Here is a 15,856-nt window from a genome sequence, read left to right on the forward strand (position 1 = left end):
AGCTGAAATGTCAGAAGTTACAGAAGGAGGTCACCATTTTGATCTTAAAAAGCTTTCATTTATTGGAGTTATTGTTTCTCTGGGAATTGTATTCGGAGATATTGGTACCTCACCACTTTATGTAATGAAAGCCATTGTAAATGCAAGAAAAGAGGGTGCTTTGATGCCTTTTGATGAATACATTGAAGGAGCTTTATCCTGTATCATCTGGACATTAACTTTACAGACAACCGTAAAATATGTTATTATTGCTCTGAGAGCTGATAACAAAGGCGAAGGTGGAATTTTGTCTTTATATTCTCTGGTAAAAAGACTCAAGAAAAAATGGTTGTATATCATTGCAATTATCGGGGCTTCTACATTAGTTGCAGACAGTGTAATTACTCCTTCATTAACGGTAATGTCTGCAATTGAAGGACTGAAGATCTACAATCCCAATACCCCTGTAGTTTATATTACATTAGTCATTTTATTAGTTATTTTTCTGGTTCAGCAATTCGGAACCGCATCTATCGGAAAGTTTTTTGGTCCTATCATGGTTACCTGGTTCGTGGTTTTAGGCGGATTTGGAGCTATGCATATTTTTGATCATTTAGAAATACTAAAGGCATTCAATCCGATGTATGCGTACAACCTGATTACCCATTCTCCAAGTGCAATTGTAATCATGGGAGCGGTTTTTCTATGCACAACCGGAGCAGAAGCCTTGTATTCCGATTTAGGACATTGCGGAGCAAAAAATATTCGGGTAAGCTGGATTTTTGTAAAAGTAATGTTGATTCTTAATTATTTAGGACAGGGAGCATGGCTATTAGATAATTATCAGAAAGTTTTTACAGGTGTCAATCCGTTTTTTGGAATTATGCCTGAATGGGCAGTTTTACCGGGAGTTGTTTTAGCTACAGCAGCCGCAATTATTGCAAGTCAGGCTGTAATTACCGGCTCATTTACCATGTTTTCTGAGGCAATGTCTATTTCATTCTGGCCCAACCAGCATATTGAGTATCCTTCGGGAGTCAAAGGTCAGATGTATATCCCGAGAATCAATTGGGGATTGATGTTCCTGTGTTTTATTGTTGTCATTTATTTCCAGAAGTCAGAACACATGGAAGCAGCGTATGGTTTAACGATTACCATCACAATGCTGATGACGACTGTTTTACTTACTTACTGGCTTAGCCGGACCAGACTTAATAAAATCTTTATTTTTGGATTTGTCGCAATGTATCTTACTTTAGAATTAGGATTTTTCTATGCAAATGTTCTGAAGTTTTTTGAAGGAGGATGGCTTACCATCGTTTTAGGAGGATTCATAGCGGTATGTATGTATGCATGGTACAACGGTAGGCTGCTAAAAGCAAAATTTACCAATTATGTTAAAATAGGAAAATATGTTTCTATCATAAAAGATATGAAACTTGATGAGACAATTCCGAAATATTGTACCAATCTTGCCTACTTAAGCCGTGCAAAACGACATGATGAGATTGAATCTAAGATCATTTATTCCATTATCAAGAAACAGCCGAAAAGAGCTGATCATTACTTTATTTTAAGTATTGTTAATCAGGAAGATCCCTACACATTCAAATACAGTATTGATGAAATTCTGCCGGGAACGATCTATAAAATCAATTTTCTTTTAGGATTTAAAGTAGACAGGAGAATTAATGATTATTTCAACATGGTGCTGAAAGATATGATGGCGGAAGGAACTATTCCGTCAAGGAGCAGCCATCCGTCTTTGAGAGCTCATAATATTCCGCCAGATCTGAAATATGTAATTATTGACAATACATACATTAATGATATTCTCTTGACGGTCAAGCAAAAAATAACACTCAATATTTATAATTTTGTGAAGTATATCGGAAGTGATGATTTCAAATCATGGGGAGTAACTTCTCATAATGTTGTCGTAGAATCTGCACCGCTCACAGAAGAAACAATTTCCTCTAATAAGATACAGCAATCCGAATTTTTCAGATGCAAGTCATAATATTTTGATGAAAACAGGGTAGTTTCCATTTAAATAAAAATCAATAAATTTGTAGTATAAATTTTTTAATGGATACTTTACAAAAAGAAAAAAATATAACACTGATAAAGGATGTTTTGCGTAACTACCTTCTGGAAAAGGGGTTTCGGAATACACCTGAAAGGTATACAATTTTAGAGGAAATCTACAATATGGATCATCACTTCAATGTGGATGATCTGTATCTCCTGATGATGCAGAAGAAATACCATGTGTCTAAAGCTACAATTTACAACACAATAGAAATTTTTCTTGATGCAGGTTTGATCCGCAAACATCAGTTTGGTGAAAAAACCCTTACTTCTTCTTCATATGAAAAGTCTTACTTTGACAAGCAGCATGATCATCTTGTGATTTACAAGAAAGACTCAGACAAAGAGATTGAAGAAATTATAGAATTCTGTGATCCTAGGATTCAGGGGATTAAAGAATCGATAGAAGCCGCTTTTGGTGTGAAAATTGATTCTCATTCGCTGTATTTTTACGGTACAAAGAATGACTGATCAATGAGAATTTTTCTTTTCCTTTTTTTGCTGATAAGTTCAGCTATTTTTGCGCAGAATACAAAACCCGCAAAACGAGATCCTTATTTACAAAACCCGGTAAAAAATCAGCCTCCGAAAAGCAGTCCTGAAAATAGGATTCACATCATCAATGCAGACGAAATCAAAAAAGATACAAAGTATGATGGGAATCGCTACTTTGTAGGAAATGTTCAGATAGAGCATCAGGGTTCAATATTGTATGCAGATGAAGTAGTCGTTTACGAAGAAGAAAACTTTGTAAGAGCAATGGGAAATACAAAACTTCAGAATTCTGATGGTTCTGTAATTACTGCTGCCGAAATGGAATATGACGGAAATTCCCAGAAAGGAGTTGCCAAAAAAAATGTAGTGCTTACAGATCCGAAAGGAACTGTCATCAAAACTCAGACAATGTACTACGACAGAATGGCAAACCAGGCGTATTTTAATACTGGAGGAACCATCTTTGACGGGAAAAGTACAACCTATACAAAATCTGCAACTTATTATTTAACAACGAGAGTGGTAGATCTTTCCGGAGATGTAAAAATTGTGGATAATGATTATACTCTGGAAGGAAGAAATGTAGTTCAGAATCAGAATACCAATATTGTAGATATCAATGGGTATACTGTAATAACGAATAATAAAAATCCTAAAAACAGAATTGTTACTGAAAAAGGGACGCATAACCTCAACACCAAAGAGTCATTTCTTACCAAAAATTCCAAGATTTTTTATAACGATAAAATTCTTACGGGAGACGAAATGTACTACAATCAGCTGACAGGATTTGGCAAAGCTACCGGAAATGTGACACTGGATGATCCTCTGGAAAAAAGATATCTGAAAGGGGGATATGGAGAAATTTTCGAGAAGAAAGATTCTGCAATGATGACGAAAAGTCCGTATGCGGTGAAAATCTTAGAAAAAGATTCTATTTATTTTGCTTCAGAAAAAATTCTTTCTTATCAAAAGCCAGATTCTGCAGATATTACCAAAAAGAAAAGTTTTCTAAGAGCATTCAGAAAAGCAAGAATTTACAAATCTAATGCACAGGGAAGAGCAGATTCTATCGCTTTTAACGAGACTGACGGCATCATGCATATGTACACAGAGCCTATTCTATGGAGTGGTGAAAAGCAGGTGACCGGAGATAAAATTGAAGCTTATTTTAATACCGAAACCGAAAATATAGATTCTCTAAAAGTTATAGGAAACGCTTTGGCGATCAGTAAAGTAGATTCTTTAAACCTGCTGGATGAGTTTAATCAGGTGAAAGGTAAATTGATGACGGTTTATTACGAAGGGCAAGACATCAAAGAGGTGAAGGTCATTGGAAATGCACAGGCAATTACGTTTGCGGACGAAGAAAACAAAACGACAAAAAAGCAGGAAAGAGTAGGAATTGCCTTAACATCCTGCGGAATTATTGGTTCTTTGTTTGAAGAACAAAAGCTGCAGATTATCTCGTGCAGTATTGGTGCTACATCTACCACGTATCCGATGAGCAAGATAGAGCCAGAGAAAAGAAAGTTTCCCGACTTCAACTGGAATACCAAAGACAGAATCAGGAAATGGCAGGATATTCTCGTAGATACTCCTAACTATGAAGAAATACAATACATTCCAAATGACGGACTTTATAACAAAGCGAAAGAAGCAATAGATCGCGAGAAAGCCAAAGAAGAAGGCAAAAAACCAAAAAGGGTAAGAAAATAATAGAAGAGATCAGTTTTACACTGGTCTTTTTTAATGCCTATAATTTCCCTCTTTCCTAAATCTTCTTTAGCTTTGCCTAAATTTTTTCAGACAATGGAAATTCAAAAAGATTTTTTTAAATATCAGGCACAGACCACACCTTTTGCTGCCGGTTTTGAGGTAGAAAAAGCAGAAGGAAGCTATATTTTCGGTAAGGATGGTAAGAAATATCTTGATTTTGTAGCGGGAGTTTCTGCCAATACGTTAGGACATTCACATCCAAAAGTAGTCAATGCAATTAAAGAACAGGCTGACCAATATCTTCATGTAATGGTTTACGGAGAATATGCTCAGGAAAAACCTGTCGAGTTGTGCCGGTTATTAGCTGAATCTACACCAGATCCGCTGGAAGTGACGTATCTCGTCAACAGTGGTGCAGAAGCGATTGATGGAAGTCTGAAGCTTGCCAAAAGATATACGGGAAGAGAAGAAATTGTTTCATTTAAAAATTCTTATCACGGAAATACGCATGGTGCATTAAGTGTTTCTGGAAATGAATTTCATAAAAGGGAATTTCGTCCTTTGCTGCCGATGATTTCATTTATTGAATTTAATAATGTAAATGATTTGGATAAAATCACTGAAAAAACAGCAGGTGTTATTCTTGAAACCATTCAGGGAGCAGCAGGTTTTTTAGTTCCGGATCAAAATTATTTGATTCAGCTTAAAAAAAGATGTGAGGAAGTAGGTGCTTTGTTGATCTTAGATGAAATTCAGCCTGGATTTGGAAGAACGGGTAAACTATTTGCTTTTGAACATTTTGGAATTGTTCCGGATATTCTTGTCATGGGAAAAGGAATGGGTGGGGGCGTTCCTGTAGGTGCTTTTATGAGTTCAGGAAAAATCATGGAAACCCTCTCTCATTCTCCTAAATTGGGACATATTACCACTTTCGGTGGGAATCCTCTTATTGCAGCTGCCTCACATGCTACTTTGAAAGAAGTTCTTGAAAGCGGTTTAATGAATGAGATAGATGAGAAAGAAAAACTATACAGAGAACTTCTGGTACATCCGAAAATTAAAAACATCAACGGAAAAGGATTGATGCTTGCGGTGAATCTCGGTACTCCGGAATATACATTAGAAGTGGCAAAAAAATGTATGCAAAAAGGACTTGTCGTTTTCTGGCAGCTTTATAAGAATGAATATCTCAGAATTTCTCCTCCGCTCACTATTTCTAAAGAAGAAATTACAGAAGGATGTAAGATAATTTTAGAGGTACTCAAAGAAAATTAATGAAATTTTACGGTTATTTTTCTTGTTGTTTCAATCATTATTTGTGAGAAATATAATTTAAACTATTTCTGATAAATATCATAAAGATTATACAAAAAAGTAATAAGAATTTTGCGTAATAAAAAAATTAATTTATATATTGCGTGACGTTAAAAATATAGATATATGGCGAAACACAAAGTCCATTATGAGTTTCCAATGCATTGTTTGTCAGAGATTTTGTACGAATATCTTGCAAGTGCAGAAGGTTTGTCAGAATGGTTTGCAGATGAGGTAGTAGAAAAAGGGGATGATTTCTTTTTCAGCTGGAACGGAGGACCTGCTGAGAAAGCAACTTTAATCAGATATAAGCCTGAGAGTTTCGTGAGATTCAGATGGGAAGAAGACGAGGGAACGAAGCATTTTTTTGAAATGACCATTACAATTGATGATATTACGGAAGATTTAGCTTTAAATATTACAGACTTTTGTGAAGAAGGAGATGAAGAAGAAAATGCGCTTTACTGGGAAAATCTTATCGAAAATCTTAGAATAAAATTGGGCGCGGCCTAAGTAATTGCTGCATTATATTAAACTGATAAAACTGATGGACGATTTATCGTTCATTATTTTTTTATAAAAATTTTTATTTTGGAAAATTTATATTTCACATCAGGAAAGCCGGAACAGATCAACCGTGCTTTTCTTTCGGGGGATGCTGTTGAAGTTTCGTTTTTTGTAAGAAATTCCAAACTGATCATGGAAGAGGAATGTTATTTCTTTCTGATGGCATCTATGAGAAAAATGAGACTGAATATTCCTTTAAGCTATACGCTGGAGTTTTTTCAGAATCTTTTTACTTCAAAAGTAATTGATGAAGGTGGAATTAAAAACGGGATCATCAATTTTCTGGTTTACAGAAACTCTGATGGGGTTACCCTTTCAAAATCTTCTGTTTTTTATTATTTTCAGGTAAATGAAATTGAGGATGTTTTAGCTATTCAGAAAAGACCTTTGGAGCTTGATTTAATTAAAGAAATCAACGTCAATAGCAATCTTTTGAGTAATATACGTGTTCATTGTCCGGAGAATATTTATGCTGAAATTTATGCGCAGGAAAATGATTTGGATGATGTAATGCTTTTGAATCCTAACAAAAGAATTGCACGTTCCACAAAAGGAAATCTTCTTTTTATGGAAGGTGATATAATCAAGATACCCAAGCAGTCTGAAGGAGCTTATATTTCGCCTTTGATGGAAAATTTTGTAACTTATCTTCACAAGAATAATCTGGCGGATGTTCAGGAACATGAGATCATTGCTTTTGAATCTCAAAAAGCAGAAGAAATATTATTGATTTCTGATGAAAAAGGTATTTTTTCGGTGAAAAAAATCAGGAATAAAACATTCGAAAATAATCGTTTTTCAGAACTGGTTAGCAATTGGAAAAGTAGTTTTCTGTAAAATTGACAAACCCGGTAAACAACTTGCCGTCCTTTACCGGGTTTTATTCTGATAGACTCAGAAAAATGTATTTTTTAATTTTCGTTGATGAAATCAGCGATCTTTTCTGCAATTTCTCTCTGACCTTTTTCGCTGTTCATATAAGCTTTATCTTTATTATTGTTGATAAAGCCTAATTCTAATACCAATGCGGGAGATTTTGATTCTCTTAAGATGTAAAGGTTTTCTTCTTTAATGGGACAGTCTCCTAATTTTTTCTGAAGCTTTTCCGCCAGAACTCTGGAGGATTGATTTTTCTGAATGAAAATTTCATGACCAACTCTCTCACTTTGAGGTTGTGCTGTTCGGTTAACATGAAGAGAAATAACCATTTCCGGATTAAGTCTGTTGATTTTGCCTGTTCTTTCTGACAAAGTAGAATTTATATCGCGATCTCTCGTAAGGATAATTTCATACTTACCTTTTATATCACTCACTTTTTTAATCTGTTGAGCAATATTCAGTACAATATCTTTTTCATTTACTCCTTCAAACGATACTCCGGTATCTTCACCACCATGTCCAGCATCAATCACAATATATTTTTTACTTTCCGGAGAAAATGAAAAAAGAATACTCGTTAGTAATGATAAGATGAGTAACGATATTGCTTTCATAGTTCGAAGATTTTGGTTTATCAAAGAACGTAAAAAGTATCTTAAAAATTTAATAAGAAAAGCTTAAAAATTTGTTAAATTTATATCGCTTAGCTGTGAAGTAGTCGTCAGTTGAGCGAGATGTCTTCGGGAGCGTTTGCCCACAAAAGAAATTCTCCGCCAAGGTTTTGCATAATCGACTTCCATAAAGTCTGATCGTTGGGTAAGGTGTAATCCAGGTTGTAGACCTCAACTACTGTCCATAGTTTTTTCTGAATTTCCTGATCAAGCTGTGTGGCAGACCAGCCGGAATATCCTGAGAATATTTTTACATCATGAATACTGATTTCACTTTGCAAAACAGCATTGATGACATTTTCAATATCCTCGGTAAGATAAAACTCAGTATTGATCTCGGTATATTCTTTAGTGATTTTTTTTCCTTTAATAATAAAAAACACTTTATCATTTTCTACAGGACCACCATCATATACTTCAATAGGAAAATCAAAAAAACTTCTGAACCGGTTACTCATCGTACTGTTTTTCTTGTTAAGTATCAAACCAAAAGCTCCGTTTTCGGAATGATCAATAATCAGTACTACCGAACGGGAAAAAATATCTCCCGAAATATCAGGTGTGGAAATTAATATTTTACCTTTGTATGAGTAATTCATACTCAAATTTAATAAAAATAATTTATGGAGAACCTTCACGATAAAAGAAAAATCTACGAAAAATCTCAACTTGTTGAAAGTGAGATTAAAGAGAATCCTATTGAACAATTTAGAGACTGGTTTTTGGAAGCTTCCTATAATTCTTCTATTTCAGAAGCTAATGCAATGGCGCTTTCTACTATAGAAGAAGATGGGTGTCCCCGTACAAGGATGGTATTGCTGAAAGAATATACTTATGAAGGCTTTATATTTTATACGAATTACGATAGCAGGAAAGGTAAGGCAATCGAAAGAACACATAAAGCATGTCTTCATTTTTTCTGGCCTGCTTTAGAAAGACAGGTCATCATAAAAGCTGATTTGGAAAGAATTGCCGAAAATTTAAGTGATGGATATTTTCATTCCAGACCTAAAGGAAGTCAGTTGGGAGCAGTTGTTTCTCCACAAAGCCAGAAAATTCCGGATAGAAATTTTTTAGAAGAAAAACTGAAAACTTTGGAAAAAGAGTTTGAAAATTCTGAAGTCCCTAGACCTGAAAACTGGGGCGGATACATTGCAAAACCATACGAAATAGAATTCTGGCAAGGAAGACCCAACCGACTTCATGACAGGATTATTTACACTTTGGATGGCATCGACTGGAAAATAGCTCGTTTAGCACCATAAAAATTAAAAAAACCCCATCTTTTGATGAGGTTTTGCTTTTTATAATCGGACGATTATTTTTTCTTTTTACCCGAAGCTGGCATATTGGCAGCAGCAACAGCGTTTGATAAATCTGCACCAGCTTTGAACTTGGCAACAGTTTTAGCCTCAATGTTGATCGGTTTTTTTGTTGCCGGGTTAATTCCTTGTCTTGCAGCTCTTTCAGATACCGAAAAAGTACCAAATCCTACTAAAGACACTTTGCCCTCTTTAGTTTTTAATGTATTGGTTACATTGGAAATAAATGATTCTAAAGCAGCTTTTGCAGCAACTTTTGTAATACCGGCATCTTTAGCCATTGCGTCGATTAATTCAGACTTGTTCATAATTTTTAATATTAAAAGTTAGTTAGTTATAAAAGCAAATTTAAAACAATTTTCAAATTGTGCAAATAATTTATAAAAAAATTATTTTTTTTTTCAAATTTATATAAAATTGGTTAAAAATTGATAATTCGTATTGAGGCGAAAAATCAATGTTTCGACGAACTAAAATCATGCCAAGTACTTATGTACATTGATGTTGTTTATTTTATCCGTCTTAATTATTAAATTATTAAATCCTTAAATATGTATTAAGTCTTTATGGTTTTACAGATATGCTTTAGAAATTCACTAAAATAATTTTGAATATATTGATTTTAAATAAATTATTGCTGTTTGCCTGAATTGGGGTGTAATTTATTTTTTAAACAGTATTTCTTAAATATTATTAATAAATTTGCACCATGCTAATAGAAGTTTTCAAATCTAAAATTCACAGGGTTAGAGTTACGGCTTCAGACCTTAATTATATAGGAAGTATTACCATAGATGAGGATCTTATAGATGCTGCAGGTTTGGTAGTAGGAGAGAGGGTTTACATCGTCAACGTAAATAATGGTGAGCGTTTTGACACCTACGTTATCAAAGGAAAAAGAAAATCTGGCGAAGTGTGTTTAAATGGTCCTGCTGCAAGAAAAGTTCAGCGTGATGACATTATCATTATCATTGCTTATGCGCAGATGTCACCTGAAGAGGCTAAAGATTTTCAGCCTAAAATAGTATTTCCGGACGAAAAAACTAACCTTCTTACTTAAATGATGGAGAATAAATCTAATAAAACGATAAAATCTATCCTGACTGTCATTATTTCGCTTGCTTTTGCAGGCTTTTTTTTGTGGCTAGCTCTTAGAGGTCTGGATTTTAAAGTAATAAAAAAATCTTTAGCTAAAGCCAATTATATGTGGGTGGCTTTCTCAGCGGTATTTGCTATTGCAGCCTATTGGTTCAGGGCGATTCGCTGGAATTTGTTATTGGAACCGATGGGACATCAAATTTCAACTTCTAATTCGTTGTGGTCTTTATCTTTCGGTTATCTGATGAATCTTACCATTCCCAGAAGTGGCGAATTGGCGAGAGCAACTGCACTTTACGGCGTAGAAAAAGTTCCTGTAGATAAGTCTTTCGGAACGATTATCCTTGAAAGAGTGGTTGATTTGGTTTGTATGCTTGCATTTTTGGGTTTGACTTTAATTTTTAAATACGAAGCTATCTTGTCTTTTTATGAAAATTCTGGGATTGATGCAAATCCAAATAAGATTTTATTGGTGTTTGCCATTTTGGCTGTTGCAGGAATCTTATTTTTTATTTTCAAAAATAGGTTTCTTGATGTTCCGGTCTTAGGTAAAATTATCGGCTTCATTGACGGTATTCTTCAAGGCTTAATGTCAATATTCAAATTAAAACAAAAAGGTAAATTTATAGGGTATACAATAGGAATTTGGGTTTCTTATTACTTTGCTGCGTATCTGGTTTGTTTTTCACTGCCGGAAACTTCAGATTTTACTTTTGCTGATGGTTTTTTTATTATTGTAGTGGGTACTTTGGGAATGATTATTCCTGCAAGTGGAGGAATTGGAGCTTTTAATCTTGCGATGAAGTACGGTTTTATGGCATTATTTCTTTCTATGGGGAAAAGCGCAGAATTAGGCGGCGAAATGGGGTTGATTTACTCATTTATTTCGCTTCCTCTTCAAATTGTGGTGATGCTGATTATGGGTTTGATTTCTATTCTGATGCTTGCAAAAGCCAGAGCTAAAATTACGTCATAAAACTGATTGTTGATTATATAGAAAAAACCGAAAAGTATGTCTTTTCGGTTTTTTTATTTATGTAAATTTTAATTACTTATTTTTTGGTTTTTCAACACCAATCCAAGCTTCTCCTTCTCTTTTTACCTGGCTTAGGATGAATGTTTCAAAGTCATCAGTTTTATATTCAATATTGTCCTTGTTCTCTTCAAATGGCATAATGTAGAAAAAGTTTTTATCTGTTTTATCAGCTTTTGTACCTTTTTTTACAGTTGGCATAAATTTTTTCTTGAATGTATACTTCGGAAGATACTGTCTCAAAGACGCATAGAATTTTTTATTGTCTTTTTCGTTAGGAATGATATCCACAATTTTGTACTTGTCATTCTTCTTATCTACCCAAAGGTAATAATTGGTTTCTTCTCCTGTTTTTCTGTTTAAAGAAGCAAATCCGAAAAATTCTTTTGGAACCAGTTCTTTTATTCTTTCAGCATCAACTTTAGTGAAGTATTCTCCTTGTGAAGGGTCTACATAGGTTTCAAGATTGTAAAGAAGGATTTCGTTGTTTTGAAAATTTTTGTTTTTAAAATACTGATCCAAAGATAACTCTGCAGTTTTACGAAGTTCTTTTCCTCTGTCATCTAATTTTTTTGTTGGATTTTGAGGATTTACTTTTTTTACAAAATTATAAAGAACAACTGGTTTTACATCTGCCAAATGAGGGTATGTCTTCAGCTTTTCAGCTTTCACAAGCCAGTAATACTGCTGATAATAATCGTCTTTTTCAGCCGGTTTTACATTTTTATAAGTTAGAGCAAGTTTTTTAGAGCTGAGATATTTTCCGTATTTACCTTGTCCGAAAGCGAAGCTTACCGATAATAAAGCAAATAAAATAGTAATGTTTCTTTTCATTTTTAGGAGTAAAGATTTTTTATTTTTCAAATATAATTATTTATTAGATAATAAGTTTAATAGTTAGTTAAATTATCAAAATATTATTGATTTTATTCAAGAAAAAATCCTGTAAAGCTACAGGATTAATAAATATTTGGTTTTAGTAAGAAGTTTCGTGTACTTTCACGGCTCTTCCGCTTGGGTCATTCATCTTTTTAAAAGCTTCGTCCCATTCCAGGGCAATCGGTGTGGAACAGGCTACAGATGGCACAGATGGCACCGTAGCTGCAGCAGTTTCACTCGGGAAATGTTCTTCAAAAATAGTACGGTATCTGTATTCTTCTTTATTTTGCGGAGTGTTGAGTGGAAATCTGAACTTCGCATTAGCCATCATTTCGTCAGTTACATATTTTTCTGCAATATCTTTCAAAGTATCAATCCAGGAATAGCCTACACCGTCAGAAAATTGCTCTTTCTGTCTCCATGCGATAGATTCAGGGAGAAGATCTTCAAAAGCTTTTCTCAGAACCCATTTCTCAATTTTCTCTTCTTCTTTTTTGATCATTTTGTCTTCGGGATTTACATTCATGGCAATATCCATAAATTCCTTATCCAAAAACGGAACTCTTCCTTCGATTCCCCAGCTCATTAAAGCTTTATTGGCTCTTAAGCAATCGTACAAATGAAGTTTTCCTAGTTTTCTAACCGTTTCATCATGAAATTCTTTTGCATTGGGAGCTTTATGAAAATAAAGATATCCGCCAAATAATTCGTCAGAACCTTCTCCTGAAAGCACCATTTTTATCCCCATAGATTTGATGACTCTTGCCAGAAGATACATTGGCGTAGAAGCACGAATGGTGGTAACATCGTAGGTTTCAAGATGATAAATGACATCACGGATTGCGTCTAAACCTTCCTGCACGGTAAAGTTAACTTCATGGTGAACCGAGCCAATGTGATCTGCTGCTTTTTTGGCTGCTTCTAAATCCGGAGAACCAACTAAACCCACTGCAAAGCTGTGAAGTCTTGGGTACCATGCTTCCTGAGTGTCGCCGCTTTCGATTCTTTGTCTGGCAAATTTCGCTGTTATTGCAGAGATAATAGATGAATCCAGGCCTCCGGAAAGTAAAACTCCATAAGGAACATCACTCATCAGTTGTCTGTGAACAGCTTCTTCTAATCCTTTTCTGATTAAATTAATATCGGTTACATTATCTTTTACAGCTTCAAAATCTTCCCAGTCTCTTTTGTACCATTGCTGAAGCTCTGCTCCATCCGGACTGTATACAAAATGTCCCGGCAAAAAAGTTTCTATTTTTTTACAAATACCTTCCAGTGCTTTAAGTTCGGAAGCTACATAATAATTGCCTTCTCTGTCCCAACCCTGATAAAGCGGACAAATTCCCATATGATCTCTTGCAATCAGATATTCATTTTTTTCTATATCATACAGTGAAAACGCAAAAATTCCGTTAAGTTTTTCTATAAATTTTTTCCCGTCTCTTTCATATAAAGCCAGAATAACTTCGCAATCTGACTGAGTTTGAAATTCATAATCAGGAAATTCTTTTTTCAGCTCACGATGATTGTATATTTCTCCGTTTACGGCAAGAACTTTTTTCCCGTCTTTTGAAAACAATGGCTGCTTTCCGGATGTAGGATCTACAATAGCGAGTCTTTCATGAGAAAATACCACTTTGTCATTTTGAAAAACGCCGCTCCAGTCCGGACCGCGATGGCGAATTTTTTTAGACATTTCAAGTACTTGTGGTCTTAATATTTCGGTTGACTGTTTTGCGTCAAATAAGCAAACGATTCCGCACATAATGTATTTATTTGAAAGCAAAACTATATATATGATTTATAATTTAAAATAAAAAATACAGATAATATTAAAATTTTAATTAATTTATTATTTATAGTTAATTATTTTAATTAAAATGGCTTTTTTAAGTAGTTTTTAGTTAAATTTTTTCACTTGTTATAATCTTATAATCGGGTGAAATTGAAAAATTTGATTTTCCATTGTTAAATAGTAATAAAAAAGGTAAATTTTTTCAAAAAAAAGTTGATGCGGTATTGACTTGTAAATTTTTTTTTATTTACTTTGTGGCTCGAAATAATTTTTTTTCATCATTTGTGTTTTTACCTCCTTGTAATAATATTGCAAGGAGGTTTTGTTTTTATTCGCTGCCTAATAATACTCCCGAGACATTCCACGAGCTGAAGCTGGTTCCTTCCTGTTTTCCCTGAGGAATTTTAATCTGAAGCGTATGCTTTCCTGCTTTCAAATCACCCAAAGAAATATAATTTGGGTTGGTAACTGTTCCGGGACACCAGTTGGATCTGCTTAAATCTGAGGAGGAAAGCCCGTCAGCAAAATTTCCGGATGCAGGATTATAGAGACGGTACGAACCACATTCTGTACGCCATGGAATAAAAGAATAGGATAGTTTTCCGTCTATATAAATTGAGTTTTGTTTAGGAATAAATTCATCCCCATTTTCCCATCCGCCGTGACCTGTTGTTATATATCTGAGTTGTACATTTTTTAAATCTTTTTCCAGATTAAATTCGACAAATAATCCTTTGTCTTGATCAAACATCGTTGCATAGTCCTGTCCTGCCATTTCCATAATATTGGTTGTATTGAATAGCGGGATTACCTTATTGTTGCTGTGTACAATCTGGTCGCTGTGATGAATGGTCAATTCCAGACTTACTTTATGACCGCCCTTGTCATAATTTCCGATGAAAGTACCGATCCAAAGTTCTTTTCCTGAAAGCGAGGGTTTTAGTTCTGTAATATCTTGTCTAAAGGGACTTAGAGTCTGCCAAACTTTATCTTTAAGCTGGATGTGATTGAATTTATTGATTCCGAAAGAGGTGAAAAATCTCATTAGTTCGATGGCTGGCTGATAATTTTTGGTTGAAGTAACTCCGAAATATTTTTTTCCGTTACCATTTTCGTACGATGGAAGTGTTTTTATTCCATTTTCCAGACCATCAGAAAAGGATTGTACTTTTTCTTCGGGAATAAAAAATACCGTTCCGGTTCTGTCGTATGCATCACCGTTAGACTGCTGTTTTAGCTCCACAAAAATATGATCTCCTTCAGTTATTTCGGGAAATTTTATTTTTTTAAGAATAATGGTTCCGTTGGCAAATCTTTTAATTTTCTCATCAGATTTAGATTCGTCAGAGAAATTGATGATTTCATTTTCAAAAACCTTTAAAGTAGTAAATCTGCTTTTCCACAATAAATCACGATAGCTTAAGAGATCTGTTGTAGATGCTTTTTTATTAAGGATTTTTTCTATTGCAGTACTTTTAACTTTTTTTACGGATACCGCTGTCGTAGCTGAATTTCCGTTTCTTTCAATCTGTAACACTAAACCTAATTTCTGACCGAGACTTGATGGTCCGCCACTTATTTTCAGATCGTTGGTATACCAGATTTCAATCGTGTTTGAATTGACCTTTGTGATTGCCTTTTTACAGTTGTAGCCAAGAATCTTTTTCGTTTCTGAGGTAAATTCAAACTCTTGTTTTGCTACAGATTCTGCATCATCAGTGGAAATAACCTCATCTGGTTTTAAAAAAGCATAAGAAATAATGCTGTTGAAAGGTTTTTCTATTTTGGTAATTTCAAACGGATAGTCGCTTTTCAGTTCTTTTATTTTTGAGTTTAAAATATAATTTTCTTCTGCGTTTACCCAGACAATCACAGTGTTCTGATTGGGCTGAACTTTTCCGTTGTATGAGCTTTCATATTGAATCTCATAAGTCTGTGAGATATACAAAGCAGAAATAAAAGTAAAAACAATGACGATAAAATTTTTTAGCATAATAAATGAAGGTGATTTGGA

15 protein-coding genes are annotated in these 15,856 nt (G+C 34.3%); 9 read left to right on the forward strand and 6 right to left on the reverse strand.

The features are described from left to right. Positions 1–7: 7 nt before the first annotated feature. From FOL89_RS08995 to FOL89_RS09020, 6 genes are all read left to right on the forward strand, one after another. On the forward strand, positions 8–1,999 hold the full coding sequence (locus FOL89_RS08995; protein WP_144282498.1) for a KUP/HAK/KT family potassium transporter: 1,992 nt from the start codon (positions 8–10) through the stop codon (positions 1,997–1,999). 68 nt (positions 2,000–2,067) lie between these two features. Further along, a complete protein-coding gene (locus FOL89_RS09000; protein ID WP_089745763.1) occupies positions 2,068–2,541 on the forward strand; it encodes a Fur family transcriptional regulator in 474 nt (157 codons plus the stop codon). A 3-nt stretch (positions 2,542–2,544) separates the two neighbouring features. Beyond that, positions 2,545–4,284 carry an OstA-like protein gene (locus FOL89_RS09005; protein ID WP_144282499.1) on the forward strand — a complete coding sequence of 580 codons (1,740 nt, stop codon included), beginning with the start codon at positions 2,545–2,547 and terminating at the stop codon, positions 4,282–4,284. Between the two features lie 99 nt (positions 4,285–4,383). Then, positions 4,384–5,559: an aspartate aminotransferase family protein gene (locus FOL89_RS09010; protein ID WP_144282670.1), complete on the forward strand. Its 1,176-nt coding sequence runs from the start codon at positions 4,384–4,386 to the stop codon at positions 5,557–5,559. 165 nt (positions 5,560–5,724) lie between these two features. Beyond that, a complete protein-coding gene (locus tag FOL89_RS09015; protein ID WP_089745767.1) occupies positions 5,725–6,111 on the forward strand; it encodes an START-like domain-containing protein in 387 nt (128 codons plus the stop codon). A 69-nt stretch (positions 6,112–6,180) separates the two neighbouring features. After that, positions 6,181–7,002 carry an aminotransferase class IV gene (locus FOL89_RS09020; RefSeq protein WP_394344716.1) on the forward strand — a complete coding sequence of 274 codons (822 nt, stop codon included), beginning with the start codon at positions 6,181–6,183 and terminating at the stop codon, positions 7,000–7,002. 74 nt (positions 7,003–7,076) lie between these two features. Here FOL89_RS09020 and FOL89_RS09025 read toward each other — a convergent pair whose 3' ends face one another. Continuing rightward, positions 7,077–7,658 carry an N-acetylmuramoyl-L-alanine amidase family protein gene (locus FOL89_RS09025; RefSeq protein ID WP_144282500.1) on the reverse strand — a complete coding sequence of 194 codons (582 nt, stop codon included), beginning with the start codon at positions 7,656–7,658 and terminating at the stop codon, positions 7,077–7,079. Positions 7,659–7,765: 107 nt separating this feature from the next. Next, positions 7,766–8,314 (reverse strand): YqgE/AlgH family protein, encoded by a 549-nt coding sequence (locus FOL89_RS09030; RefSeq protein WP_144282501.1) that lies wholly within the window; start codon positions 8,312–8,314, stop codon positions 7,766–7,768. A 24-nt stretch (positions 8,315–8,338) separates the two neighbouring features. On the opposite strand from FOL89_RS09030, the gene pdxH reads away from it, so the two are divergent. Further along, the gene (gene pdxH, locus FOL89_RS09035) at positions 8,339–8,980 is read left to right on the forward strand and encodes a pyridoxamine 5'-phosphate oxidase (protein ID WP_144282502.1); all 642 of its coding nucleotides are present in this window, start codon (positions 8,339–8,341) and stop codon (positions 8,978–8,980) included. A gap of 53 nt (positions 8,981–9,033) precedes the next feature. Here pdxH and FOL89_RS09040 read toward each other — a convergent pair whose 3' ends face one another. Continuing rightward, a complete protein-coding gene (locus FOL89_RS09040) occupies positions 9,034–9,345 on the reverse strand; it encodes an HU family DNA-binding protein (RefSeq protein WP_089745773.1) in 312 nt (103 codons plus the stop codon). Positions 9,346–9,746: 401 nt separating this feature from the next. Here FOL89_RS09040 and panD point away from each other — a divergent pair, with 401 nt between their 5' ends. Together panD and FOL89_RS09050 are read left to right on the forward strand one after the other, a co-directional pair. Continuing rightward, on the forward strand, positions 9,747–10,097 hold the full coding sequence (gene panD, locus FOL89_RS09045) for an aspartate 1-decarboxylase (protein ID WP_089745775.1): 351 nt from the start codon (positions 9,747–9,749) through the stop codon (positions 10,095–10,097). A gap of 3 nt (positions 10,098–10,100) precedes the next feature. After that, entirely contained in the window at positions 10,101–11,111 is a 1,011-nt protein-coding gene (locus FOL89_RS09050; RefSeq protein ID WP_144282503.1) for a lysylphosphatidylglycerol synthase transmembrane domain-containing protein, read from the forward strand. A 72-nt stretch (positions 11,112–11,183) separates the two neighbouring features. Here the strand turns inward: FOL89_RS09050 and FOL89_RS09055 are convergent, their stop codons facing one another. From FOL89_RS09055 to FOL89_RS09065, 3 genes are all read right to left on the reverse strand, one after another. After that, on the reverse strand, positions 11,184–12,002 hold the full coding sequence (locus FOL89_RS09055; protein WP_144282504.1) for a hypothetical protein: 819 nt from the start codon (positions 12,000–12,002) through the stop codon (positions 11,184–11,186). A 142-nt stretch (positions 12,003–12,144) separates the two neighbouring features. Continuing rightward, positions 12,145–13,812 carry an asparagine synthase B gene (gene asnB, locus FOL89_RS09060; protein WP_144282505.1) on the reverse strand — a complete coding sequence of 556 codons (1,668 nt, stop codon included), beginning with the start codon at positions 13,810–13,812 and terminating at the stop codon, positions 12,145–12,147. A gap of 358 nt (positions 13,813–14,170) precedes the next feature. Next, positions 14,171–15,835 carry a GLPGLI family protein gene (locus tag FOL89_RS09065; protein ID WP_144282506.1) on the reverse strand — a complete coding sequence of 555 codons (1,665 nt, stop codon included), beginning with the start codon at positions 15,833–15,835 and terminating at the stop codon, positions 14,171–14,173. Positions 15,836–15,856 lie beyond the last annotated feature (21 nt).

The sequence above is a fragment of the Chryseobacterium echinoideorum genome (assembly GCF_007474535.1).
GTDB classification, from domain to species: Bacteria; Bacteroidota; Bacteroidia; order Flavobacteriales; family Weeksellaceae; genus Chryseobacterium; species Chryseobacterium echinoideorum.

Excerpts from the sequence above, each read along its gene's own strand:
- panD (WP_089745775.1), top strand. The coding sequence starts at position 9,747 with ATGCTAATAGAAGTTTTCAAATCTAAAATTCACAGGGTTAGAGTTACG.
- FOL89_RS09050 (WP_144282503.1), top strand. The coding sequence starts at position 10,101 with ATGGAGAATAAATCTAATAAAACGATAAAATCTATCCTGACTGTCATT.
- asnB (WP_144282505.1), bottom strand. The coding sequence starts at position 13,812 with ATGTGCGGAATCGTTTGCTTATTTGACGCAAAACAGTCAACCGAAATA.
- FOL89_RS09040 (WP_089745773.1), bottom strand. The coding sequence starts at position 9,345 with ATGAACAAGTCTGAATTAATCGACGCAATGGCTAAAGATGCCGGTATT.
- FOL89_RS09000 (WP_089745763.1), top strand. The coding sequence starts at position 2,068 with ATGGATACTTTACAAAAAGAAAAAAATATAACACTGATAAAGGATGTT.
- FOL89_RS08995 (WP_144282498.1), top strand. The coding sequence starts at position 8 with ATGTCAGAAGTTACAGAAGGAGGTCACCATTTTGATCTTAAAAAGCTT.
- FOL89_RS09030 (WP_144282501.1), bottom strand. The coding sequence starts at position 8,314 with ATGAATTACTCATACAAAGGTAAAATATTAATTTCCACACCTGATATT.
- FOL89_RS09005 (WP_144282499.1), top strand. The coding sequence starts at position 2,545 with ATGAGAATTTTTCTTTTCCTTTTTTTGCTGATAAGTTCAGCTATTTTT.
- FOL89_RS09055 (WP_144282504.1), bottom strand. The coding sequence starts at position 12,002 with ATGAAAAGAAACATTACTATTTTATTTGCTTTATTATCGGTAAGCTTC.
- FOL89_RS09025 (WP_144282500.1), bottom strand. The coding sequence starts at position 7,658 with ATGAAAGCAATATCGTTACTCATCTTATCATTACTAACGAGTATTCTT.
- FOL89_RS09065 (WP_144282506.1), bottom strand. The coding sequence starts at position 15,835 with ATGCTAAAAAATTTTATCGTCATTGTTTTTACTTTTATTTCTGCTTTG.
- FOL89_RS09015 (WP_089745767.1), top strand. The coding sequence starts at position 5,725 with ATGGCGAAACACAAAGTCCATTATGAGTTTCCAATGCATTGTTTGTCA.
- pdxH (WP_144282502.1), top strand. The coding sequence starts at position 8,339 with ATGGAGAACCTTCACGATAAAAGAAAAATCTACGAAAAATCTCAACTT.